Source organism: Shinella yambaruensis (assembly GCF_022899355.1).
Classification (GTDB): Bacteria; Pseudomonadota; Alphaproteobacteria; order Rhizobiales; family Rhizobiaceae; genus Shinella; species Shinella yambaruensis.
On sequence record NZ_JALJCK010000029.1, the window covers coordinates 1 to 23,310 of the forward strand.

26 protein-coding genes are annotated in these 23,310 nt (G+C 67.8%); 16 read left to right on the top strand and 10 right to left on the bottom strand.

Annotated elements, in window-relative coordinates:
• On the bottom strand, positions 1–122 hold a 122-nt coding region (locus MUU56_RS32285; protein WP_280531260.1), incomplete at its 3' end, for a CoA-transferase.
• 305 nt (positions 123–427) lie between these two features.
• Here MUU56_RS32285 and MUU56_RS32290 point away from each other — a divergent pair.
• Complete coding sequence (locus tag MUU56_RS32290) at positions 428–1,183, top strand: IclR family transcriptional regulator (protein ID WP_245083279.1); 756 nt, start codon at positions 428–430, stop codon at positions 1,181–1,183.
• A gap of 196 nt (positions 1,184–1,379) precedes the next feature.
• Positions 1,380–2,030, top strand: coding sequence for a sulfite oxidase-like oxidoreductase (locus MUU56_RS32295; RefSeq protein WP_245083282.1), 651 nt, complete (start codon positions 1,380–1,382; stop codon positions 2,028–2,030).
• Here the strand turns inward: MUU56_RS32295 and MUU56_RS32300 are convergent.
• The gene (locus MUU56_RS32300; protein ID WP_245083285.1) at positions 2,015–2,899 is read right to left on the bottom strand and encodes a helix-turn-helix domain-containing protein; all 885 of its coding nucleotides are present in this window, start codon (positions 2,897–2,899) and stop codon (positions 2,015–2,017) included. The two genes, MUU56_RS32295 and MUU56_RS32300, sit on opposite strands and share 16 nt — an antisense overlap.
• Before the next feature lie 115 nt (positions 2,900–3,014).
• Here MUU56_RS32300 and pobA point away from each other — a divergent pair, with 115 nt between their 5' ends.
• A complete protein-coding gene (pobA, locus tag MUU56_RS32305; protein WP_245083288.1) occupies positions 3,015–4,187 on the top strand; it encodes a 4-hydroxybenzoate 3-monooxygenase in 1,173 nt (390 codons plus the stop codon).
• On the opposite strand, the gene MUU56_RS32310 is transcribed toward pobA, so the two are convergent.
• The gene (locus MUU56_RS32310) at positions 4,181–5,047 is read right to left on the bottom strand and encodes a phosphotransferase family protein (RefSeq protein ID WP_245083292.1); all 867 of its coding nucleotides are present in this window, start codon (positions 5,045–5,047) and stop codon (positions 4,181–4,183) included. The two genes, pobA and MUU56_RS32310, sit on opposite strands and share 7 nt — an antisense overlap.
• 31 nt (positions 5,048–5,078) lie before the next feature.
• Complete coding sequence (gene pcaQ / locus MUU56_RS32315) at positions 5,079–6,002, bottom strand: pca operon transcription factor PcaQ (RefSeq protein ID WP_245083295.1); 924 nt, start codon at positions 6,000–6,002, stop codon at positions 5,079–5,081.
• A 95-nt stretch (positions 6,003–6,097) separates the two neighbouring features.
• On the opposite strand from pcaQ, the gene pcaD reads away from it, so the two are divergent.
• The 13 genes from pcaD to MUU56_RS32380 all read left to right on the top strand — a co-directional run bounded on the left by pcaD (position 6,098) and on the right by MUU56_RS32380 (position 17,530).
• Positions 6,098–6,910 (top strand): 3-oxoadipate enol-lactonase, encoded by an 813-nt coding sequence (gene pcaD / locus MUU56_RS32320; RefSeq protein WP_245083299.1) that lies wholly within the window; start codon positions 6,098–6,100, stop codon positions 6,908–6,910.
• Complete coding sequence (gene pcaC, locus MUU56_RS32325) at positions 6,903–7,307, top strand: 4-carboxymuconolactone decarboxylase (protein WP_245083302.1); 405 nt, start codon at positions 6,903–6,905, stop codon at positions 7,305–7,307. Before pcaD ends, pcaC begins: the two co-directional genes overlap by 8 nt.
• 7 nt (positions 7,308–7,314) lie before the next feature.
• Positions 7,315–8,064: a protocatechuate 3,4-dioxygenase subunit beta gene (gene pcaH, locus MUU56_RS32330; RefSeq protein WP_245083305.1), complete on the top strand. Its 750-nt coding sequence runs from the start codon at positions 7,315–7,317 to the stop codon at positions 8,062–8,064.
• A complete protein-coding gene (pcaG, locus tag MUU56_RS32335; protein WP_245083310.1) occupies positions 8,064–8,678 on the top strand; it encodes a protocatechuate 3,4-dioxygenase subunit alpha in 615 nt (204 codons plus the stop codon). The genes pcaH and pcaG overlap by 1 nt, the downstream gene beginning before the upstream one ends.
• Before the next feature lie 195 nt (positions 8,679–8,873).
• Positions 8,874–9,929 (top strand): 3-carboxy-cis,cis-muconate cycloisomerase, encoded by a 1,056-nt coding sequence (locus tag MUU56_RS32340; protein WP_245083313.1) that lies wholly within the window; start codon positions 8,874–8,876, stop codon positions 9,927–9,929.
• A 139-nt stretch (positions 9,930–10,068) separates the two neighbouring features.
• The gene (locus tag MUU56_RS32345; protein ID WP_245083316.1) at positions 10,069–11,241 is read left to right on the top strand and encodes an ABC transporter substrate-binding protein; all 1,173 of its coding nucleotides are present in this window, start codon (positions 10,069–10,071) and stop codon (positions 11,239–11,241) included.
• A 192-nt stretch (positions 11,242–11,433) separates the two neighbouring features.
• On the top strand, positions 11,434–12,297 hold the full coding sequence (locus tag MUU56_RS32350; RefSeq protein ID WP_245083319.1) for a branched-chain amino acid ABC transporter permease: 864 nt from the start codon (positions 11,434–11,436) through the stop codon (positions 12,295–12,297).
• Positions 12,294–13,304: a branched-chain amino acid ABC transporter permease gene (locus MUU56_RS32355; RefSeq protein ID WP_245083322.1), complete on the top strand. Its 1,011-nt coding sequence runs from the start codon at positions 12,294–12,296 to the stop codon at positions 13,302–13,304. Before MUU56_RS32350 ends, MUU56_RS32355 begins: the two co-directional genes overlap by 4 nt.
• Positions 13,301–14,065: an ABC transporter ATP-binding protein gene (locus MUU56_RS32360; RefSeq protein ID WP_245083325.1), complete on the top strand. Its 765-nt coding sequence runs from the start codon at positions 13,301–13,303 to the stop codon at positions 14,063–14,065. The genes MUU56_RS32355 and MUU56_RS32360 overlap by 4 nt, the downstream gene beginning before the upstream one ends.
• Positions 14,046–14,762, top strand: a complete 717-nt coding sequence (locus MUU56_RS32365) for an ABC transporter ATP-binding protein (RefSeq protein WP_245083327.1) — start codon at positions 14,046–14,048, stop codon at positions 14,760–14,762. Before MUU56_RS32360 ends, MUU56_RS32365 begins: the two co-directional genes overlap by 20 nt.
• Before the next feature lie 207 nt (positions 14,763–14,969).
• Positions 14,970–16,691: a thiamine pyrophosphate-requiring protein gene (locus tag MUU56_RS32370; RefSeq protein WP_245083331.1), complete on the top strand. Its 1,722-nt coding sequence runs from the start codon at positions 14,970–14,972 to the stop codon at positions 16,689–16,691.
• Between the two features lie 24 nt (positions 16,692–16,715).
• Positions 16,716–17,249 (top strand): 2,4'-dihydroxyacetophenone dioxygenase family protein, encoded by a 534-nt coding sequence (locus tag MUU56_RS32375; RefSeq protein ID WP_245083335.1) that lies wholly within the window; start codon positions 16,716–16,718, stop codon positions 17,247–17,249.
• A 104-nt stretch (positions 17,250–17,353) separates the two neighbouring features.
• Positions 17,354–17,530, top strand: a complete 177-nt coding sequence (locus tag MUU56_RS32380; protein WP_245083338.1) for a hypothetical protein — start codon at positions 17,354–17,356, stop codon at positions 17,528–17,530.
• Between the two features lie 69 nt (positions 17,531–17,599).
• Here the strand turns inward: MUU56_RS32380 and MUU56_RS32385 are convergent, their stop codons facing one another.
• Genes MUU56_RS32385 through MUU56_RS32410 form a run of 6 tightly spaced genes read right to left on the bottom strand, consistent with a single transcriptional unit; the run spans position 17,600 to position 23,058 of the window.
• Positions 17,600–18,358 (bottom strand): SDR family NAD(P)-dependent oxidoreductase, encoded by a 759-nt coding sequence (locus tag MUU56_RS32385; RefSeq protein WP_245083341.1) that lies wholly within the window; start codon positions 18,356–18,358, stop codon positions 17,600–17,602.
• A gap of 3 nt (positions 18,359–18,361) precedes the next feature.
• Positions 18,362–19,813 carry an aldehyde dehydrogenase gene (locus MUU56_RS32390; RefSeq protein ID WP_245083344.1) on the bottom strand — a complete coding sequence of 484 codons (1,452 nt, stop codon included), beginning with the start codon at positions 19,811–19,813 and terminating at the stop codon, positions 18,362–18,364.
• Between the two features lie 21 nt (positions 19,814–19,834).
• Entirely contained in the window at positions 19,835–20,548 is a 714-nt protein-coding gene (locus MUU56_RS32395) for an ABC transporter ATP-binding protein (protein ID WP_245083347.1), read from the bottom strand.
• Complete coding sequence (locus tag MUU56_RS32400) at positions 20,541–21,269, bottom strand: ABC transporter ATP-binding protein (protein ID WP_245083350.1); 729 nt, start codon at positions 21,267–21,269, stop codon at positions 20,541–20,543. The genes MUU56_RS32395 and MUU56_RS32400 overlap by 8 nt, the downstream gene beginning before the upstream one ends.
• Positions 21,266–22,189, bottom strand: coding sequence for a branched-chain amino acid ABC transporter permease (locus MUU56_RS32405; protein WP_245083353.1), 924 nt, complete (start codon positions 22,187–22,189; stop codon positions 21,266–21,268). Before MUU56_RS32405 ends, MUU56_RS32400 begins: the two co-directional genes overlap by 4 nt.
• Positions 22,186–23,058 carry a branched-chain amino acid ABC transporter permease gene (locus MUU56_RS32410; RefSeq protein ID WP_245083356.1) on the bottom strand — a complete coding sequence of 291 codons (873 nt, stop codon included), beginning with the start codon at positions 23,056–23,058 and terminating at the stop codon, positions 22,186–22,188. The genes MUU56_RS32405 and MUU56_RS32410 overlap by 4 nt, the downstream gene beginning before the upstream one ends.
• Positions 23,059–23,310: the final 252 nt, after the last annotated feature.

Below are 23,310 nucleotides of genomic sequence, written 5' to 3' on the forward strand. Positions count from 1 at the left end.
TCGATCAGGGCGTGGATCAGCTCGATCGGCGCGCCCGAGCCGCCAAAACCGCCAATCATCACGACCGAGCCGTCGCCGATGCACGATACGGCGGCCTCAAGACTGCTGAGGGTCTTGTCCATGCAAAATCTCCCGTTGTCGGCAACAGAGGTAAATCCAAACGGGGAAATCGACAATCCGGTTTGTGCGATAATTGACTTTTGTTCATATATCGCACAAAATAAATGGAAGCGTTATGGATGCGGCGCGTCGCTCACTGCACGCTCTGCCGTCACCCTCGGCCTTGAGCCGAGGATTCACGCAGCACCCGTGGCCGTGGATACTCGGTCAGGCCCGGGCATGACGGAGGAGAGGCCGGAGACAGAATGGAGGCGGGGCGCCCTGCAGCATGCACAAGCCGGGCCGGTTGGCCGATGAGGAGACAACAATGCGGGAAACGGATTTCGTCGGCGGGTTCGCCAAGGGGCTGACGGTCATCGAGGCCTTCGGCGAGGCAAAGCCCCGCCTCACCATCACGGATGTCTCGAAGGAGACCGGCCTCGACCGGGCGACGGCGCGGCGGTGCCTCTTGACGCTGGCAGAGCTCGGTTATGCCGCCTATGATGGCAAGTTCTTCGAGCTGACGCCGAAGATCCTGCGCCTCGGCCATGCCTATCTCTCGGCGACGCCCCTGCCGCGGCTGGTGCAGCCCTATCTCGACCAGCTTTCGGAGAAGGTCGGCCAGAGCGCCTCCGTTTCCGTGCTGGACGGGGTGGAGATCGTCTATGTGGCGCGCGCGGCGCAGAAGCGGGTCATGTCGATCAACTTGACGCCGGGCTCGCGCCTGCCGGCCTATTGCGCCTCGATGGGCCGCGTGCTCCTGGCGGCGCTCCCGGAAGCCGAGGCGCGGGCGATCGTGGAGGCCTCCGACCGCAAGGCGAACACCCCCTACACGAAGACGGAGCCGGAAGCGCTGATGGAGGAATTCGCCCGGGTGCGGCAGAACGGCTTTGCCCTGATCGACCAGGAGCTGGAGATCGGGCTGCGTTCCATCGCCGTGCCGCTGGAAAATGCCCGCGGCCGTGTCGTCGCCGCGCTCAATATCGGCGCCCCGGCGGCCCATGCCTCGGCGGAGGACATGGTGACGCGCTACCTGCCGGCAATGCGCGAGGTGCAGGCAGCGCTGCGGCCGGTGCTCGCCTAAAGCATTTCCAGCCGAAGCGACGTCGCTTCGGCGTCGGATAATGCGGCAAAAGCAAGAAGCTGGAGCAATGCCGGCAAACGTGCGCAGCGGTTCTGGGGCTGTCCTTGCGCGGATGCGCCAACCGGCCTTGCCGGGAGCCGATCTTGACAGAAGCAAGGTCGCGGCCCCACCTTTTGCACCGCAGCAGGAGGCCGCCATGAGCGACGACGACAGCAAGCTCACCCGCACGAAACGCCGCTGGGCGGACGAGGGCAGGTTCCTCACGGGCCGTGTTTCCCGGCCCGGGACCGACCGCCTGCCGCCGGGCCAGCATCTCGTGACGAACTGGCCGGTGCTCGATCTCGGCCAGCAGCCGGTGATCCGCCCGGAAAGCTGGCGGCTCGATGTGAAGGGCGGCGCGGAAAACCCGCAATCCTTCGGCTGGGCGGAGTTCCTGGCGCTGCCGCAGAGCCAAAGGCTTTCCGACATCCATTGCGTGACCACCTGGTCGCGCTACGACAACCGCTGGGAGGGCGTCGCCACGCGCGACCTGCTCGACCGCGTCATGCCGCGGCCGGAGGCGAATTTCGTCATGCTGACGAGCTATGACGGCTATACGACAAACCTGCCGCTCGCCGATTTCGCCGCCGAGGACGCCATCCTCGCCACCCATTGGGAGGGCCGGCCGCTCTCCGTCGAGCATGGCGGGCCGATGCGCCTCGTCGTGCCGCATCTCTATTTCTGGAAGAGCGCCAAGTGGCTGACGCGCATCGATTTCCTGCCCGGTGACCAGGCGGGTTTCTGGGAGCGCAACGGCTATCACATGCGCGGCGACCCCTGGGCCGAGGAGCGCTATTCCGACGCCTGAGCGGAAAGCCGCGCCCGTTCCCGCAGCCGCCAGGCGCGCGGCGTCTCGCCGGTCTCGCGCAGGAAGTAGCGGGAAAAATAGGCGGGGTCGGCAAAACCGAGGCCAAGCGCGATCTCCTGCGCCGGCGCCTCGGTAAAGACGAGTTCGCGCTTCGCCTCGTCGATCAGCTTGCGGCCGATATAGGCATGGGCCGTCAGGCCCGTCGCGGCCTTGACGATGCGGTTGAGATGCGTCGGCGAGATGCCGAGTTCGCCGGCATAGAAACCGGCCGTCTTCTGGCCGCGGAAATGCTGCTGGATCAGGCCGTTGAGGTGCTCCATGCGCCGTGCCGCCTCGCCGGCGTCGCCTGCCGTCTCACCCCGGCTCCAGAGCCGTGCGGCAAGCGTCAGCACCGAGACCAGATAGGCCTGCATCAGGTCGGTGCGCCCGCTTCGCCGCGTCGTCCATTCGGCGGCAAGCCGCCCGAGCGCCGAAAGCACGAAGGCGCCGTCCGGATCGCCGGGATCGAGCGGCGTCACGCGCGGCGCGGAAACGAAGCGTGCGGCCTCGCCGGCAAGGCGCAGATGCGAGGCGAGCAGGGTGAAGACATGGCCGTCGACATCGCGGGAAAACCGGAAGCCGTGGTCGAGCGCCGGCGGCACCGTGGCGATGGCGGGCGGGGCCAGCGTCAAGCGCCGGTCCTCGAACAGCGCATCGCCCGAACCGGCGGAAATATACAGGATCTGGAAGAAGCTCTCGTGCCGATGAAGACCGATCTCATAGCGATGCAGGCTGCTGCGCGAGGGGATCGTTTCGCAGTGCAACCAGAAATCCGGCCCGTTTCCGGCCTTTTCGCCATAGAGATCGTAGGTCGGGGCCGGTCGCTTCATCCTGGTGCCGCTGTCTTGTGATGTTCGATTTGTACAAGTTCATGGCCGATCCGTCCATTGCCCGGCACCGCCCTTCCCGCCGACAATTTGCGAAATGCCAGTTCGGGAGGACACTATGCGCGTTCAGGTCGTCATCATCGGGTCGGGTCCGTCGGGCCTGTTGCTCGGCCAGCTGCTCGGCAATGCCGGCATCGAGACGGCGATCCTCGACCGGTCGAGCCGCGCGCATATCCTCGGCCGCGTGCGGGCCGGCGTGCTGGAGGAGGGCACGGTCGCGCTGCTCGACAAGGCCGGCGTCGGGGCGCGCATGCATGCCGAGGGCCTGCCGCATGACGGCTTCTCGCTCGCCTTCGACGGCCGCGACCACCGCATCGACCTTTTCGATCTCACCGGCGGCAAGCGCGTCATGGTCTATGGCCAGACCGAGCTGACGCGCGACCTCATCGAGCAGCGGGAAGCCGACGGCCGGTTGACCATCCACGAAGCGGTGAATGTCACGCCGCACGCCTTCGACGGCGTGGCGCCCTGCGTCACCTACGAGAAGGACGGCGTCACCCACCGGATCGACTGCGACTTCATCGCCGGCTGCGACGGCTTCCACGGCGCCAGCCGCAAGGCCGTGCCGGAACAGGCGATCCGCACCTTCGAGAAGGTCTATCCCTTCGGCTGGCTCGGCCTTCTCGCCGAGGTGCCGCCGGTCAGCGACGAGCTGGTCTATGCCAACCATCCGCGCGGCTTCGCCCTCTGTTCCATGCGCTCGCCGACCCGCAGCCGCTACTATCTCCAGTGCGCGCTCGACGAGAAGATCGAGGCCTGGTCCGATGCGCGCTTCTGGGACGAGCTGCGCCGCCGCCTTCCCGCCCATCACGGCGAGGCGCTCGTCACCGGGCCGAGCTTCGAGACGTCGATCGCGCCGTTGCGCTCCTTCGTCGCCGAGCCGATGCGGTTCGGCCGGCTGTTCCTCGTCGGCGACGCCGCCCATATCGTGCCGCCGACGGGCGCCAAGGGGCTGAACCTTGCCGCAAGCGACGTGCACTATCTCTTCTCGGGCCTCCTGGAGCACTATCGGGAGCGCTCCGGGGCCGGCCTTGACGCCTATTCGGCAAGGGCGCTCGCCCGGGTCTGGAAGGCCGTGCGCTTCTCCTGGTGGATGACAAGCATGCTGCACCGTTTTCCCGGGACCGGCGATTTCGACCAGAAGATCCAGGAGGCCGAGCTCGACTATCTCACCCATTCCCGCGCGGCCGAAACGGTGCTGGCGGAAAACTACGTCGGCCTGCCTTACTGACGCGCCGCCCAGGCGGCGACGGAGGCGATCATCGCCGCATGGTGCTCCGGTGCCTCGGCAAGAGCCGCGAGTTCCCAGAGCCGGTGCACGCCGGTCAGGAGGTGGATGCGGCCACGATCGAGCGTCCGGCCCGTCAGCCGCTCGTAGCCGTCCGCGATCCGGGCGGTGAGGTCGGGGCTGATGAAATTCGTGTAGATGAAGTCCTGGTGCAGCGGGCCGAAACCGGAATCGGCGAAATCGTAGATGCCGTTGAGCCTTCCGGCGGCGTGGTCGAAGGCCATGTTCCAGCCGTGGCCGTCGAAGAAGCCGTAGGTTTCGCCATGGGGATCCGGCGAGAGCGCGCGCCAGCCGGAAAGGGTTTCGTTCGCAAAGCCAAGGAGGTCTTCCGGCAGCAGCGGCGGGGCCCTGGCCGCGATGGCATCGGCATCCAGCCAGCGTTCGACCGGCCGCGCGCCGGCCGCCTCCATCAGCGGGCGGGGGAGGGCGTGCAGCTGCGCATAGAAGCGGGCGAGCGTCTCGCCGAGCGCTCCTCGCGCCGGCTCCGGCAGCGTCTCGTAGTGTACCGTTTCCAGGTGGTCGCCGGGGATGATCGCGTGTTCGGAAAAGAGCGGCGCACCCTCGTGGAGGCGAAGGTCCGGAACGCGCATCGCAAGGTGCGGGCGGATGGCGGCGAGGATGGAGGCCTCGCGGCGCAGCGCCCGTTCCGCCGCCTCGCCCTGCGGGAACTTGAAGACGCGGCGCTCGTCCACCGCCACCGCACGCGAATGCCAGCCGCCCGGCAGCAGCCGGAAGGCGGCATCCGCCAGATCGGGATGAAGCGCGACGATCGCGGTGCGGAAAGGGGCGAGTTCGCTTGTCATGCACCCCTCCTAGCCGCGGGGAGAAGGAGGCTCAAGCCGCGGGCGATACCTTGCCCGCCACCTCGCGGATGGTCTGGATGAGGATCGACAGCGGCATGGACGGCACGGCGTCGGTGCGCATGGTGAGGCCGACGGGGCCTTTCGTGCCGCTCGTGTCGATCGGCAGGGCCGCGAGCGCGCCATCGGCGATATCGGCCGCCACGACCCCTTCGGAGATGATCCAGATCGCATCGCTCTCGCGCACGAAGGCGCGGCCGAAGGCGTCGGACACGGTCTCGATCTGGTTCGCCAGCCCGGCAATGCCGTTGGCGATCAGGAAGCTTTCGACGAAGGGGCGGATGATCGAGGCGCGCGTCGGCATCAGCACGGGATAGGCGTCGAGCCCGGCAAAGGCCGAGCCGCCGGCAAGCAGCGGATGGCCGGCGCGCACGCAGAACACCACCTTTTCCGAATAGAGATGTTCGAAGGAGAAGCCGGCCATCTTCTCCGGCGCGGCAAGGCGCCCGACGACGAGGTCGAGGTCGCCGACGCGCAGCTGTTCCAGCAGAACCGCGTTTTCGCCCGTGACGATCTTTATGCGCGCGCCCGTCTCCTCTGCGAGGAACAGTGCCATCGCCTTCGGCATGATGCGCGTGGAGACGGTGGGCAGGGCGCCGATGCGGATCGGCGGGGCATCGCCGGAAAGCGCCTGCGAGACCGAATCGAAGCCCTGCCGGAGTGCGGCCAGCACCGCGCCGGCATGCTTGAGGAAGACCTCGCCATGCCGGGTGATCTTGATGCCGCGCCCCTCGCGCTCGAAGACGGCGACGCCGAGAACCTCCTCCAGCTCGCGGATCGTCTTCGTCACGGCGGGCTGGCTGACATGCAGGATCTCCGCCGCCTTCATCACGCTTCTCTGGCGGGCCACCTCGACAAAGGTCTGCAGATGGCGGAACTTGACGCGGCTGTCGATCACGGCTCTCATAACCCTCAAGTTAACGAAACGGCATGAAATATCATTTTACCTAACCAGATCAAGGGGCCAATCTGCGGAAACGGGAGGAGACAGAAGTGCAGTTCGCAACCGTCAACGACGTCATCTTGCACCATCAGCTGATCGGCGGGCCGGCGGGCCGGCCGGTGATCGTCTTTGCCAATTCGCTCGGCACCGACTTCCGCATCTGGCGCGATGTCGTCGTGCGCCTCGCCGGCGACTTTCCCATCGTCACCTACGACAAGCGCGGCCATGGCCTGTCCGATCTCGGCCAGGTGCCCTATTCGATCGACGACCACGTCCTCGATCTCGCCGCGCTGCTCGACCGGCTCGACGTGAAGGACGCCGTCATCTGCGGCCTCTCCGTCGGCGGCATGATCGCGCAGGGGCTGGCGGCGAAGCGGCTGGACCTCGTGCGGGCGCTGGTGCTCTGCGATACCGCGCACAAGATCGGCACGGCCGAGATGTGGAACGCGCGCATCGAAAGCGTCGAGGCGAAGGGCATCGAAAGCCTTGCCGACGCCGTCATGGAGCGCTGGTTCACGCCGGCCTTCCGCCGTCCGGAAAACGCGGCCTATCACGGCTACCGCAACATGCTCACCCGCCAGTCCGCGGTCGGCTACGCCGCCACCTGCGCGGCGCTGCGCGATGCCGACCTCACCCATTCGACGGAACGCCTCACCGTGCCGACGCTCTGCGTCGTCGGCGACCAGGACGGCTCGACGCCGCCGGATGTCGTGCTGTCCATGGCAAAGCTGATTGCCGGCGCCCGCTACGAGGTCATCAAGGACGCCGGGCACATTCCCTGCGTCGAGCAGCCGGAAATGCTGACGGAGATGATCCGCGCCTTCATCGCCACCCTACCTGCCGGAGACGAGCCACATGGCTGATGCGCATACCTTTTCCGACCGCTACCGCCAGGGCATGGTGACCCGGCGCGCGGTGCTCGGCGACAGCCATGTCGACCGTGCCTCCTCCGGCGCCACCGCCTTCGACCAGCCCTTCCAGGAGCTGATCACGGAAGCGGCCTGGGGCACGGTCTGGTCGCGGCCCGGCTGGACGATGCGCGAGCGCTCCATGGTGACGATCGCGCTGCTGGCCGCGCTCGGCCATGACGAGGAGGTGGCGATGCATGTGCGCGCCACCGTCAATACCGGCGCCAGCCGCGAGGATATCGCCGAGGCGCTTCTGCACGTGGCGATCTATGCCGGCGTGCCGGCGGCCAACCGGGCGATCAGGATCGCCAAGCACGTCTTCGAGGACATGGACGCCGAGAGGGCGGCCTGAGGGAACCATGACGGACCTTTCCAATCGCAAGCCCGAGACGGGCGCCTTCTTCTCCCGCGATCGCCTGTGGCACCCGCCGGGCCTGACGCCGGGCTACAAGACCTCGGTGCTGCGCTCGCCGCAGAAGGCCTTGCTGTCGCTCGACGGCACGGTCTCGGAAATCACCGGCCCGGTCTTCGGCCATTCCATCCTGGGCGAGCTCGACAACGACCTGATCCACAATTTCGCAAAACCCGGCGAAAGCGCGATCGGCGAGCGCATCATCGTGCACGGCCGGGTGCTTGACGAGCGGGCGCGGCCGGTGGCAGGCGCGCTGCTCGAATTCTGGCAGGCCAATGCCGGCGGGCGCTACCGCCACAAGAAGGAGAGCTACCTCGCCCCGCTCGATCCGAATTTCGGCGGCTGCGGGCGCACCATCACCGACGAGGACGGCCACTATGCCTTCCGCACCGTCAAGCCCGGGCCCTATCCCTGGCCGAACGGCGTCAACGACTGGCGACCGGCACATATCCATTTCTCCGTCTTCGGCCACGGCTTTGCCCAGCGGCTGATCACGCAGATGTATTTCGAGGGCGACCCGATGATCTGGAAATGTCCCATCGTGCAGACGATCCCGGACAAGGCGGCGGTCGAGCAGCTGGTCGCCGCGCTCGACTGGGGCAACACGATCCCCATGGATGCGCGCGCCTACAAGTTCGACATCATGCTGCGCGGCCGCCGCTCGACGCTTTTCGAGAACCGGATGGAGGGCAACTGATGGTGCAGCCGCTCGGTACCCTCAAGGAAAGCGCCTCGCAGACGGCGGGGCCCTATGTCCATATCGGCCTCACGCCGAATTTTTCCGGCATCACCGGCGTCTACGAGAGCGATCTCGGCGCCACCATTGTGAACGACAGGACGCTCGGGCGGCGCATCACCATCACCGGCCGGGTGCTCGACGGCACCGGCACGCCGCTGAAGGACGCGCTGATCGAGATCTGGCAGGCGGATGCGGCCGGCCTCTACAACAGCCCCTCGGAGCTGCGCGGCAGCGCCGATCCCAACTTTTCCGGCTGGGGCCGCTCGGCCACTGACGGAGAGACCGGCGAATACCGCTTCGAGACCATCAAGCCCGGCCGCGTGCCCTTCAGGGACGGCCGCCTGATGGCGCCGCACATCTCGTTCTGGATCGTCGCCCGCGGCATCAATCTCGGCCTCAACACGCGCCTCTATTTCGGTGATGAGGCGGCGGCCAACGCCGAGGACCCGGTGCTCGCCCGCATCGAGCACCGCGTGCGCGTGCCGACGCTGATCGCGGCGGCGGACGGCGACAGCTACCGCTTCGACATCCACCTGCAGGGCGAGAAGGAAACGGTGTTCTTCGATATCTAGGCTGTGTGTTAAGCTCGTCACCTGCCGCGTGGATCCTCGGGTCGAGCCCGAGGATGACGAAAGAAGAGAGGTTTGCAGTCAGATTGACGGCGCCGCATGCCGCATCGTTCATGAGGCCCGTGGCCTCTCCTCCCCTCCGTCATCCTCGGGCTCGACCCGAGGATCCACGCGCTTCCCATCGCAAAAGAGCGCCCCATGACCGTCTCGCCCTTCGACCACCCCTATCTCTCCGGCCTCCTCGGCGACGAGGCGGTGGCGGCGCTGTTTTCCGTCGCGGCGGAACTCGAGGCCATGCTGGCCTTCGAGGTGGCGCTGGCCAAGGCCGAGGCGGAGACGGGCGTCATCCCGGCGGACGCGGCCGGGGCGATCGAGGCTGTTGCGCACCGCTTCTCGCCCGATGTCGCCAGTCTCAGGGCCGCCACCGCCCGTGACGGCGTGGTGGTGCCCGATTTCGTTCGCCAGATCCGCGCCGCCGTCGGCGAGCCGCATGGCCGGCATGTGCATGTCGGCGCGACCAGCCAGGATGTCGTCGACAGCGGGCTGATGCTGCGCCTCTCCCGCGTCTTGCCCGTCCTTGAGAAACGGCTGGGAGGGCTGGCCGGCGTGCTCGATGGCCTCGCCGCCACCTTTGGCGACCGGGAACTGATGGGGCGCACCCGCATGCAGGCCGCCATCCCCATCACCGTGGCGGACCGCGTCGGCGCCTGGCGCGCGCCGCTGGAGCGCCATCGCACGCGCGTGACGGGCCTGATGGAGGAGGGGCTTGCCGTGCAGTTCGGCGGCGCGGCGGGCACGCTGGAGAAACTGGGCGAGAAGGCACCGGCCGTGCGCGCCGCGCTTGCCCGCAACCTCGGCCTTGCCGACGCCCCGCAATGGCATAGCCAGCGTGACCGCATCCTGGATCTGGGCGCTCTCCTTTCCGGCATCACCGGCAGCCTCGGAAAGATCGGGCAGGACGTCGCCCTTCTGGCCGACCGGGGCGACGAGATCGCGCTCGCCGGCGGCGGCGGTTCCTCCGCCATGCCGCACAAGCAGAACCCGGTCGCCGCCGAAGTTCTGGTCACGCTTGCCCGGTTCAACGCGGCGCAGCTCGGCGGCCTGGCGCAGGCGATGGTGCACGAGCAGGAGCGTTCCGGCTCGGCCTGGACGCTCGAATGGCTGATCCTGCCGCAGATGGTGGTCGCCGCCGGCGCTGCCCTCCGCCTTGCCGACACGCTGCTATCGTCGCTTCGCCGACTGGGTGCCGCCTGAGGTATTTTAATAACTCCTAAGTTATGAAATAGCCATACCTTTTCATTTTACATTACCGTTTCATCTGTCAATCTGACAAAAATCCAGTTTGGGACAGGATCGGGCACCGGCGGGAGACCGGCCTTTCAGGGAGGAAAACATGAAACATGTCGCGATCGCCGCGCTGGCGGCTGTGCTGATGGGCGGCGTCGCCCATGCCGATACGATCAAGGTCGGCGTCGTCGGGCCGTTCTCCGGCCCCTTCGCACTCCAGGGCAAGAACTTCAAGGCAGGTATCGACGCCTATATGGCGCTGAACGGCAACACCGTCGGCGACGATACGATCGAGGTGATCTACCGCGACATCCCGACCGCCGATCCGGCCCAGTCCAAGGCGCTGTCGCAGGAGCTCGTCGTCAAGGAGGGCGTGCAGTACTTAGCCGGATTCTACTTCACGCCGGACGCCATGGCCGCGACCCCGCTGCTCGAACAGGCGAACGTGCCCATGGTGGTGATGAACGCGGCGACCTCCGCCATCGTCACCAAGAGCCCCTATGTGGTGCGCACCTCCTTCACCACCTGGCAGACCTCGACGCCGATCGCCAAGGTCGCCTTCGACGGCGGCACCAGGAAGGTCATCTCCGTCGTCAGCGACTACGGGCCGGGCGTCGATGCGGAAGCCGCCTTCAAGGCGGGCTTCGAGGCGGCGGGCGGCGAGATCGTCGAGGCGATCCGCATGCCACTCCAGACCAACGATTTCTCGCCGATCATGCAGCGCATCAAGGATTCGGGCGCCGAGGGCGTCTTCGCCTTCCTGCCCTCCGGCCCGACGACGCTCGGCTTCGTCAAGGCCTTCAACGAGAACGGCCTCAAGGCCGGCGGCGTCAAGTTCTTCGCCCCCGGCGACCTGACGCAGGAATCCGACCTGCCGGCGCTCGGCGAGGCGGCGCTGGGTCTCACGACCACCTTCCACTATGCCGTCTCGCACGATTCGGCGGAGAACAAGAAATTCGTCGAGGCCGCCGGCAAGGCGATCGGCAATCCGGCGGAGCTCTCCTTCCCCGCGGTCGGCGCCTATGACGGCATGCATGTCATCTACAAGATGATCGAGGCGACGGGCGGCGCGCAGGACGCGGCCAAGGCGGTCGAGGCCGTCAAGGGCCTTTCCTGGGAAAGCCCGCGCGGGCCGGTGACGATCGATGCGGAAAGCCGCCATATCACGCAGAACATCTATCTGCGCGAAGTGGCCAAGGCCGACGACGGGACCTATTATAACAAGGAGGTCCAGACCTTCGAGAAGCAGGGCGACCCGGGCCTTGCGGCGGCGAAGTAACAACCGTTGCTGCCTGGCAAATGGTAGCCCCTCACCCTAACCCTCTCCCCGCAGGCGGGGAGAGGGGACGTGCCCCGCACGACGGTGTAGATTTGAGGAAAACGGTGCGGCATATCCCTTCGCCCCGCTTGCGGGGAGAAGGTGGCCGGCAGGCCGGATGAGGGGCTGTTCCTCCCACAGCAGGATAGTTTGATGCAAACGGTTTTCAGCATCGGCGTCGATGCGCTCGCCTACGGCATGGTGCTCTTCGTCATCTCGATCGGCCTCTCGGTGACGATGGGGCTGATGCGGGTCGTCAACCTGGCGCATGGCGCCTTCGCGATGATCGGCGGCTACATCGCCTCCTATGCCGCGCGCGACCTCGGCCTTGCCTATGCCGTCGCCGTCATGCTCGCCGTCGTCGGCACCATCCTCATCGCCATCCCCGTCGAGCGCCTGCTCTACCACCGCATCTACGGCCAGCCGGAGCTGACGCAGGTGCTGATGACCATCGGCATCACCTTCTGCGTCATCGGCATCGCCAACTATGTCTTCGGTCCGACGCTCAAGACCATCCCGACGCCGGACAGCCTGCGCGAGCCGGTCAGCCTCGGCTTCCGTACGGTCTCGGCGCACCGTCTCTTCGTCATCGCCTGCGGCACTGCGGTCGCGCTCGGCCTTTGGTATTTCATCGAGCGCACCGCCTTCGGCGTGAAGCTGCGCGCGAGCGTCGACAATGCGGCCATGGCCGCCGCCCTCGGGGTGAAGACCGAAGTGGTCTATGCCGTCAGCTTCGCCGTCGCGGTCGGCCTTGCCGCCTTCGGCGGCGTCGTCGGCGCCGAGCTGCTGCCGATCGAACCCTATTATGCGCTGCGCTACATGGTGACCTTCCTCGTCGTCGTCTCGGTCGGCGGGGCGGGGTCCATTCCCGGCGCCCTTGCCGCCTGCCTGCTGCTCGGCGCCATCGACACGACGGGACGCTACCTGATGCCGGAATTCGGCGAATTCTTCTTCTATCTCGCGGTCATCGCCATCGTCTGGATTTTCCCGCGCGGCCTTGCCGGAAGGGCGAAATGATGGCGCTCACCATGAACACCGGAACCCTCTCCACCGCCCGGGACCGCCGCGCCCGCCTGACGCGCGACGCGATCGGCGTCCTCGTCATCCTCGCGGTCGCCGTCCTCGGCTATCTCCTCTTCCCGAACAACCTCGCGCTGCTGACGCGCATCACGGCGATCGCGCTGCTGGTCCTCTCGCTCGACCTCGTTACCGGCTATTGCGGCGTGGCGACGCTCGGCCATGCCGCGCTCTTCGGCGCGGGGGCCTATGGGGCCGGCATCGCGGCGGCCCATTTCGGCATCACCGATCCGATCGCCATGCTGGCCGTCGGCGTGGTCGCGGGCGCGCTCGCCGGCCTCGTCTCCGGCGCCGTCGTGCTTCGGGCGCATGGCCTGCCGCAGCTCGTGCTCTCCATCGCCATCATTCACCTCGCCCACGAGGCGGCGAACAAGGCGTCCGGCTGGACCGGCGGCAGCGACGGCCTGGCCGGCATCATGCCGGATGCCGTCTTCGGCCTCTGGCAATTCGACCTGTGGGGCCGCACGGCCTATGTCTTCGGCATCGTGCTGCTCATTGCCGCCTTCGTCGTCCTGCGCCAGATCGTGCGCTCGCCCTTCGGCATGCTCTGCCGCGGCATCAAGCAGGATCCGCTGCGCGTGCGCGCCATGGGCGCCTCGGTGCACGGCACGCTGATCCGCATGTATGCCATATCGGGCGCCGTCGCCGGGGCGGGCGGGGCGCTCAACGCCATCTCGACCCAGGTCGTCGGCCTCGACAGCCTGTCCTTCACGCTCTCGGCCGAGGCCCTCGTCATGCTGGTGCTCGGCGGCACCGGCTCGCTCTACGGTGCGCTGATCGGCACGCTCTCCTTCCTGTGGTTCGAGGATGTCGTCTCGGCGGCCAACCCGTTCCACTGGCTCACCATCGTCGGCGCGCTGCTGATCGCCGTGGTGCTCTTCGCGCCGAAGGGGCTCTACGGCTCGCTCGCCGCCCTTATCGAGCGCCGCGGGAGGAAGGGCCGATGAGCGCGATCTTCGACGTCCGCAACCTGAAGCGGACCTTCGGCGGCCTTGCCGTCACCAATGACGTCTCCCTTTCGATGGCGCCGGGCGACCGGGTCGCGCTGATCGGCCCGAACGGTGCCGGCAAGACGACCTTCGTCAACCTCGTCACCGGCAACCTGCTGCCGAATTCCGGTTCCGTCGCGCTCGGCGGCGAGGACGTCACCCGCCTCGGGCCGACGGAGCGCGTGCGCCGCGGCCTCGTGCGGTCCTTCCAGGTGACGCGGCTCTTCTCCGAGATGACGCCGGAGGAGCATGTCGCGCTCGCCATCCTGCAGCGCGAGGGCCGGACCGGCCGCATGTTCGCCAGCCATCGCGCCATGCCCGACGTGATGGACGAGGTCCATGCGCTGCTTGCCCGGCTCGGCATCGCCCATCTTGCCCGCCACCGCGTCAGCGAGATCGCCTATGGCCAGCAACGCCTCCTGGAGCTCGCGCTTGCCCTTGCGCTCAAGCCCCGGGTCCTGCTGCTCGACGAGCCCGCCGCCGGCGTGCCGCAGAGCGATACGGCGCGCATCGAGCAGGCGATCGCCGACCTGCCGGCGGACCTCGCCGTGCTGATGATCGAGCACGACATGGACCTCGTTTTCCGTTTCGCAAGGCGCGTCGTCGTGCTGGCGGCGGGCGAGATCATCTTCGACGGATCGCCGGACGCGGTGACGAAGGATGCCCGCGTCCGCCAGGCCTATCTCGGGAGTTATGCCGATGCCCGCAGCGTCGCTTGAAATATCCGGCCTTTCCGCCGGCTACGGCCCGACGCGGGTGCTGGAGGACATCTCCTTCGCCGCCGATGCCGGCCGCAGGCTCGCCGTGCTCGGCCGCAACGGCATGGGAAAGTCCACGCTCTTCGCCACGCTTGCCGGCCAGACGAAGCGCTATGGCGGCGCAATCCGCCTCGGCGGCGAGGCGATCGAGGGCATGGGCAGCTCCGCCCGCGCCCTGAAAGGCCTCGGCTACGTGCCGCAGTCGCGCGACGTCTTCCCGACGCTGACGGTGGAGGAGAACCTGTTCGTCGGGCTGAAGGGCCGTCCGCGCGCGGCCATCGAGGAGGCCTACCAGATGTTCCCCCGCCTCAAGGAGCGGCGCCGGAACCTCGGCTCGCAGCTTTCCGGCGGCGAACAGCAGATGCTGACGACGGCGCGCACCATTCTCGGCCAACCCTCCGTGCTGCTGCTCGACGAGCCGCTGGAGGGCCTTGCCCCGGTCATCTGCGAGGAGCTGATGGCGGCATTCGGCACGCTCGCGGCCGCTGGCGAAATGACCATCCTCCTCGTCGAGCAGCGCATCCAGAGCGCGCTCGACTTCGCCGACGACGTGATCATCCTCGAACGGGGCCGCATCGCCTGGACCGGCACCCCGGCGGCGCTCTCCGCCGACCGGCACACGGTCGAAACCCTGCTCGGCGTCGGCGGGCTGCACTAAAGGAATTCCAGCAAAAGTGCGCAGCGGTTTTGCGGCCGGAATTCCGTAACTCCAAGCGCAATTCATACGGCTTTCGTTATGTGTCGCGGCCGGCATTTCATTTTACATCACCGTCCCGCCTGTCACAGTGCGGTCTGAGGCCTGTGCCGTCCGGTTCGAGGAGACCGGCGGCCGCGGGCAGGCTGCCGCACGACGGGGGAGGTTCCGATGGGCGAAGACGATCTTGCCGGGGCGCCGGCGATGACGGCGGGCGGTGCGCTGCTCGCCCGGCTGAAGGCGGTCGGCATCGACTATATCTTCGCCAATTCCGGCACGGATTTCCCGCCGATCATCGAGGGCCTGGCCGAGGCGGAGGCGAAGGGAATCGCCCTGCCGCAGGCGCTTGTCATGCCGCACGAATCGGCGGCGATGGGCATGGCGCACGGTTATTATCTGGCGACGGGCCGCGCTCAGGCGGTGATGGCGCATACCAATGTCGGCCTTGCCAATTGCGCCATCGGCGCGATCAACGCCGCGATGGAGCATGTCCCGGTCCTGCTCTTCTCCGGCCGCACGCCGGTCACCGAGCGCGGACGAAAGGGGTCGCGCACCGTGCCGATCGGCTGGGGGCAGGAGATGCGCGACCAGGCGGCGCTGGTGCGCGAGGCCTGCAAGTGGGACGACGAGCTGCGCTTTCCCGAACACATCCCGCAGATGGTCGATCGGGCGCATGCCATCGCCTGCTCCACGCCGCGCGGGCCCGTCTATATGAGCCTGCCGCGCGAGGTGCTCTGCCAGCCCTGCCCAACGGAGGGCCTGGAAGCGCCCGCAACGATGATGCCGGCCGTCGCCGCGCCGCCGGCCGAAGCGGTGGCGGAGGCCGCGCGCCTCCTGGCGGCGGCGGAGAACCCGGTGGTCTTCGCGCAGCGCGGCGCCGGCTCGGCCGAGGGTTTTGCCGCCCTTGCGGCGCTTGCGGGCGAATGGGGCATTCCCGTCTGCCAGTACTGGGCGGTGCAGCTTGCCATGGCGACGGACCATCCGATGGCCGCGCAGGCCGATCCCGGGCCGCTGCTGGCGGCGGCGGACGTGGTGCTGGTCCTCGATGCGCTGGCGCCCTGGTCGCCGGATGCCCATGCGCTGCGGCCGGGCTGCAAGGTCATCCAGCTCGCCCAGGACCCGCTCTACCAGCGCCAGCCGGTGCGCTACTTCCGCTCCGACGTGACGCTCGCCGGCGATGTCGATGCCGGCCTCATTGCCCTGAAGGCGGCGATGGACCCATTGCTGCCCGCCCATCGCGCCCGGGTGGAAAGCCGCGCCGCCGCGGTGGCGGAACGCAACGCGAAAGCCCGCACCGCCGTGCTCGATGCGGCCCGGCGCGGGGGCGGCACGCCGATGACGAAGGATTTCGTCAGCCTGACGCTTTCCGAGGCACTGGCCGGCCGGGATGCCACCGTGCTCTCCGAACTCGGCTGCCCGCTTTCGCCGATGACGCTCTCCCGTCACCAGGCCTGGTATCAGGAGCCGCATTCCGGCGGGCTCGGCTGGTGCTTTCCCGCCGCGCTCGGCATGCAGCTGGCGCGGCGCGGGCGGCTCGTCGTCGCCACCATGGGCGACGGCTCCTACATGTTCGCCAATCCCGTCGCCTGCCACCAGATCGCCGAGGCGCTGGAACTGCCGATCCTCGTCCTCATCGTCAACAATGCCGAATGGGGCGCGGTGCGCCAGTCGGTGCTCGGCCTCTATCCGGACGGCTATGCGGCGAAGACCAACCGCATGCCGCTGACCGCGCTCTCGCCGGTGCCGGATTTCGTGAAGGTCGCCGAGGCGAGCCGGGCCTATGCAAGGCGCGTCACCGACGGCGCGGCCCTTGCCGGCGCGCTTGCCGAGGCGATCGACCATATCGAGACGAAGCGGACGCTCGCGCTGCTCGACATCGCGGTCCGCGCCTGAACCATCACACGAGGAGGAGAAGCCATGCCCGAGCTTGCCACGAACGAATTCTGGAAGGACCTGAAGCCGATCGACAAGGTGTTCCAGCCGGATGCCCTGCCGGAAGTCTATCTTCAGAACGCGCCGACCGACGACGAGCGCTACTACGTGCCCTTCACCGAGACCGTCTCCTCCCGCCCGCTGTGGATCTCGCCGACGCAGAACAAGTGGTGCGACATCCTCATGGCGAAGAAGGCAGGGCTGGTGAACCGCCACTACCACCCGCACGAGGTCTTCGCCTACACGATCTCCGGCAAGTGGGGCTATCTGGAGCACGACTGGACGGCGACGGCCGGCGATTTCGTCTACGAGACGCCCGGCGAGGGCCACACGCTCGTCGCCTACGAGCACGAGCAGCCGATGAAGGTGTTCTTCCAGGTCAAGGGCCCGCTCATCTGGCTCGACGACAAGGGCGAGCCGGACGGTTTCTTCGACGTGCACAACTACATCGCTCTCTGTCGCGACCACTACGAGAAGATCGGGCTAGGGCGGGATCATGTAGAGCGGCTGTTCCGTTAGTTCTTGCTTGTTTCCTGCGGAACAGCGGGCGGCGGGGCGCTATGCGATCTTCTGATCACCGGATGAGAGAGGCTCATCCCCAAAGAGAGATCAGGAGAGACCCCATGCGCAAGATCATCGTTTCCGCCACCGTCGCCCTCGTTGCCGCCGTTTGCTTCGCCGCCCCCTCGCAGGCCGGCTATTACAGCTACGGCTACAAGCCGCACTGCTTCATCAAGAAGGTCAAGGCCTACGACTACTACGGCAATGTGATCTTCAAGACGGTCAAGGTCTGCAAGTAAGCGCTTTTCCCGCTGACCTCCCCGAAGGCCCGGATGTCCCCTGCATCCGGGTCTTCTGCCGTTCCGGCTTCAGATGCTCATGCCGCCGTCGACCATCAGCATCGTGCCGGTGACGAAGCTCGACTGGTCCGAGGCGAGGTAGAGCACCGAGCGGGCGATCTCCGCGGGGCTGGCATGGCGGCCCATGGGGATGAGCGCGTTGAAGAAAGCCGTGCCGTCCATGCCGGTCGCGGCGCCAAAACCCTGTTCCACGGCAAGCTGGAAACCGTTGTCGACGGGGCCGGGATTGACCGTGTTGACGCGGATGCCGCGCGGGGCGAGCTCCTTGGCAAGGCAGCGCATCAGGCCGGTCTGGGCGTGCTTGGCGGTGATATAGGCATAAACGCCGGGATCGCCCCGCGTCGCCGCCACGCTGGAGGTGATGACGATGCTGCCGCCGCTGCGCATGTGCGGCACGGCATGCTTGGCGGCAAGGAAGGCGCCGCGCACATGGACCGCCTGCACCATGTCGAAGATGTCCAGCGGATAATCGGCGACCGGGGCGACGGTGCCGAAGACGCCGGCATTGGAGAACAGGACGTCGATGCCGCCGAAGCGCTCGACGGCGAGCTTGACATAGGCCTTCGTCGAAAGGCTGTCGGTGACATCCGCCGCCGCGAGCGCCACGCGCTCCCGCGGCAGGCCGGCGGCGGCCCGTTCGAGCCCCGCGCGGTCGCGATCGACGAGGACGACACTGGCGCCCTCGTCGAGGAAAAGCCGGGCGGTGGCAAGGCCGATGCTGCCGGCCCCGCCCGTCACGATGGCGGTCTTGCTGTCGAGAAGCGCCATGGTTCAGATCGGATAATGGATGGCGCCGTCCTGCACGGTGATCCAGCGCAGTTCGGTGAATTCGGCGATGCCGGCCTTGCCGCCGAAACGTCCGTAGCCGGATTCCTTGACGCCGCCGAAGGGCATCTGCGCCTCGTCGTGCACGGTCGGGCCGTTGATGTGGCAGATGCCGGATTCGATGCGGCGGGCAACCTGCATGGCGCGGTTGACGTCCCGGCCGAAGACGGCGGCGGAAAGGCCGTATTCCGTGTCGTTGGCAACGCGCACCGCCTCGTCGATCGAGCCGACGCGGATGACGCTGACGACCGGGCCGAAGCTCTCCTCGCTGTAGATGCGCATGGCGGGCGTCACCCGGTCGAGCAGGGTGGCGTCGACGATCGTGCCCCGCACGCTGCCGCCGGCGGCAAGCACCGCGCCCTTGCCCACGGCATCGCGGATGAGCTGCTCCAGCCTCTGGGCCGCATGGGCATCGACGACGGAGCCGAGCGGCGTGTTGCCCTCGCGCGGATCGCCGGCAACGAGGGTTGCCGCCTTCTCGGCGAGCGCAGCGACGAAGCGGTCGGCGATCGTCTCGTCGACGACGATGCGCTCGGTCGACATGCAGATCTGGCCCTGGTTCATATAGGCGCCGAAGGCCGCGGCGGCGACGGCCGCGTCGATATCGGCATCGTCGAGCACCACGAAGGGCGCCTTGCCGCCGAGTTCCAGCAGCGCCGGCTTCAGGCAGCGCCCGGCGGTCTCCGCGATGATGCGGCCGACGCGGGTGGAGCCGGTGAAGTTGACGCGGCGCACGGCGGGATGGGCGATCATCGCCTCGACGATGGCGGCGGCGTCCTCCGGCGCATTGGAGACGGCGTTGAGCACGCCTTCCGGCAGGCCGGCCTCGTGCAGCGCATCGACGATCAGCCGGTGGGTGCGCGGGCAGATCTCCGAGGTCTTCATGACGACCGTGTTGCCGCAGGCAAGCGGGGTGGCGAGAGAGCGCACGCCGAGGATGACCGGCGCGTTCCACGGCGCCATGGAAAGGACCACGCCGGCCGGCTGGCGCACGCCCATGGCGAGCGAGCCGGGGCGGTTGGAGGGGATGATCTCGCCGGTGATCTGCGTCGTCAGCGATGCGGCCTCGCGCAGCATGTCGGCGGCAAGGCCGACATTGAACATCGCCCAGCCGGCCGTCGCGCCCGTCTCGGCGGCCATGGCGGCGACGAAATCGGCGGTTCTCGCCTGCAGCTTGTCGGCGGCGGCAAGAAGCAGCTTGCGGCGCTGGCCGGGGCCGGTCGCCGCCCAGGCGGGAAAGGCCTTCGCCGCGGCATTGACGGCCTGGCGCGCATCCTCCAGCGAGGCGGCGGCGACCTCCGAGGCGACCTCGCCGGAAATCGGGTTGATGCGGGTGAAGGTGCGCCCGTCGGAGGCGGCCTGGTCGAGGTTGTTGATCTTCAGTCCAAGGACGGACATGGTTTGCTCCCTGCTTGACATTCAGACGGTTGCGCCGAGGAACGCACGCTTCACCGCGTCGTCGTTCATCAGTCCTGCTGCGGTATCCTCGCCGACGATGCGGCCTGCCTCCAGGAGGTAGCCGCGGTCGGCGATCGAAAGGCTCATCTTGACGTTCTGCTCGACGATCAGGAGCGCCAGCCCGCTCTCGCGCACCCGGCCGAGCGCGGCGAAGAGCTCGCCGACGACGACGGGGGCAAGGCCGAGGCTCGGCTCGTCGAGCATCAAGAGGTCGGGCTTCGACATCAGCGCGCGGCCGATCGCCACCATCTGCTGCTCGCCGCCCGACATGGTGTTGACGAACTGCCGCCGCCGGTCGGCGAGTTTCGGGAAGAGGCCGTAGACCAGCTCGCGGCTCGCCTTGCCATGGGCGCGGGCGCGCCTGGCATAGGCGCCGAGGGCAAGATTCTCCTCCACCGTCAGGTCGCCGAAGACGCCGCGGCCCTCCGGCACCAGCGCGATGCCGGCCTCGAGCACGAGATGGGCGGGGCGGCCGGCAATGTCGGCGCCGGCAAAGCGGATATCGGCGCCGGGATCGGGCCGGACGAGGCCGGCGGCGGCCTTCAGCAGGGAAGACTTGCCCGCACCGTTGGCGCCGAGCATGACGACGGTCTCGCCCTTGCCGATGGCGACGGAGATCCGGTCGAGGGCAAGGTGCGGGCCGTAATGGAGGGAGAGGTCGCGGATCTCAAGCATGGCCGTCTCCGAGATAGGCGCGCACGACCTCCGGGTCCCGCAGCGTCTCGGCGGTCGGGCCGTCGGCGATCTTGCGTCCGGCATTCATGACGATGGCGCGCCCGCAGAGCGCCCGGATCGCGTCCATGACATGCTCGACGAGGAGCACGGTGATGCCGCGCTCCTTGAGCGACAGGATGAGGTCGATGCCGGTGCGAAGCTCCGCCGGGTTGAGACCGGCGAGCCACTCGTCGAGCAGAAGCAGCTCCGGCTCGGCGGCGAGCGCCCGGGCAAGCTCCATGCGCTTCTGGTCGATATAGGTGAGGGCGCCGGCCGGCTGGTCGGCGCGTCCGGCAAGGCCGACGGCGGCAAGGTGGGCCTGGGCGGCCTCGTGGGCGGCCTTGCCCCAGAGCGTCCGGCGGCCGAAGGCAAGCGCGGTGACGACGTTTTCGCCGACCGTCAGGGAGGGAAGGGCGCGCACCAGCTGGAAGGTGCGGGCGACGCCTTTCCTGGCGATGCGATTGGGGCCGAGGCCGGAAATCGCCTCGCCGTTGAGGGCGATCCGCCCGCCGGTCGGCGGCAGGAAGCCGGAGATCATGTTGAGCACCGTCGTCTTGCCGGAGCCGTTCGGGCCGAGCAGGCCGACGACCTCGCCGCGCTCCAGCGAGAAGGAGATCGCATTGACGGCGGTGAGCCCGCCGAAGCGCTTGGTGAGGCCGCTCAGCGCAAGAAGCTCGCTCATCGCGCACCGCCTTTCCTTAGCCGGCTTTCGACGGCCGCCAGCACGCCCTTCGGCAGAAGGAAGACGATGGCGATGAAGACGAGGCCGAGGATGATCGGATAGTGGTTCGGGAAGTTGGCGGAAAGCCACTCGAAGAGCAGGAAGAGCGGGATGGCGCCGAGCAGCGGGCCCCACAGCCGGTCCGCCCCGCCGAGCAGCGCCATGATCAGCGTCAGGAAGGAGATGGTCGGGTTGAAGACGATGCTCGGCTCGATATAGGTCCAGCGCGGCGCCTGGATGGCCCCGACGAGCGTGATGATCACGGCGCTGACGGCAAAGAGCGCGAGCTTGAGCCGGGTGATGTCGATGCCGCAATGGCTCGCCACCACCTCGTCGTCGCCGATGACCTTCAGCGCGAGGCCCCAGCGCGTGCGGCCGATGCCCCAGGAAAAGAGGAAGGTGGCGGCGGCGAGCGCCAGCAGCTGCCAGTAGATGCCCTCCGGCGTCACGGGCAGGAAGATGTAGCGGCCGAGCGTGCCCGTCACGTTGACCTCGTACCAGGTGACGAGCTGGCGGATGAGTTCGGCAAGCCCGAAGGTGAAGATCACGAAATAGACGCCGGCAAGCCGGAGCGTCGAGAGCCCGACGACCAGCGCCACGGCAAGGCCGATCAGCGCCGCGACGAGGAGGACGAGCGGATAGGGCAGCGTCTCGCTGAGGACGCCGACCGTATAGGCGCCGATGCCGAAGAAGGCGACGGTGGCGAGCGAGACATAGCGCGTCGGGCCGGAGAACAGGCCCCAGGCGGTGGCGAGCACCACATAGCCGGTCATGCCGATCATCAGCGTCACCGCATAGGGTCCGGCGAAGAAGGGCAGGGCGGCGAGCGCGGCGAGAACGAGGCCGGCGACGAGGAGGCCGATAAGCGTGCGTGCCGTCATCGCGCGCTCCTGCCGAAGAGGCCGGCGGGGCGCCAGAGCAGGATGGCGAGGAAGATGAGGTAGGTGGCGGCGAGCGTCAGGCCGGGATCGACATAGGTCGCCACGAAGGTCTCGACGAGGCCGAGCAGCAGGCCGGAGAAGAGCGCGCCGAGAATGTTGCCGACGCCGCCCATGATGACGACGATCAGCGCCTTCATGGTGAAGACGACGCCGGCCGTGGCGGTGAAGGTCTGGTACATGGAGATGACGACGCCGCCGGCGGCCGCCAGCGCCCCGCCGATGGCGAAGGCCGTGCGGGCCGCGCGCTCGACATCGATGCCGACGAGCGGCGCGGAGGTCGGCGAGACGGCGACGGCGCGCAGCGCCGTGCCCCAGAGGGTGCGGGTAAGCAGCAGGTACAGCCCGCCGCCGAGGACGATGGCGAGCGCGAAGGCGAGGAGGCGGTTGGCCGCGATCGTGGTGCCGAGTACGCTGACGCCGATATTGAGATAGCTGTAGCTCGTATAGTTGCTGCCGAAGAAGACGAGCATGACGCCCTGGATGACGAAGAGCAGGCCGAAGGTGGCGAGGATGGAGTCGATCTCCAGCGTCTCCCGGCTCTTGGCGCGGCGCACCAGCGGGCGCATCATCAGGCCGTAGACGAGATAGCCGAAGACAAAGCCGAGCGGCACGGCGGCAAGAAGGCCGAGCACCGGATTGATGCCGAGGCCGCTGAACAGCACATAGGCGAGGAAGGCCGCCGCGATGATCGTCTCGCCATAGGCAAGGTTCATAATGCGCGCGATGCCGTACTGGAGCGTCAGCCCCATCGCGACCAGCGCATAGGTTCCGCCGAGCACGAGCCCGGACAACAAGGCCGTGACGAGCATGGCCGCTCCTTACATTTGGGCCAACCGAAAGGGCGAGCCTCTTCATTCAATGACAGAATGCCCCTCATCCGGCCTGCCGGCCACCTTCTCCCCGTGAACGGGGAGAAGGAGATATGCCGCGTCGGTTTTCCCGAGCAATTCCCGCTCGTGGGGCGAGTTCCCTCTCCCCGCTTGCGGCAGGCGAATTGCATATGACAGCACGCTGCTGCTTTCCCCTTCTCCCCCGCGGGGAGAAGGTGGCCCGAAGGGCCG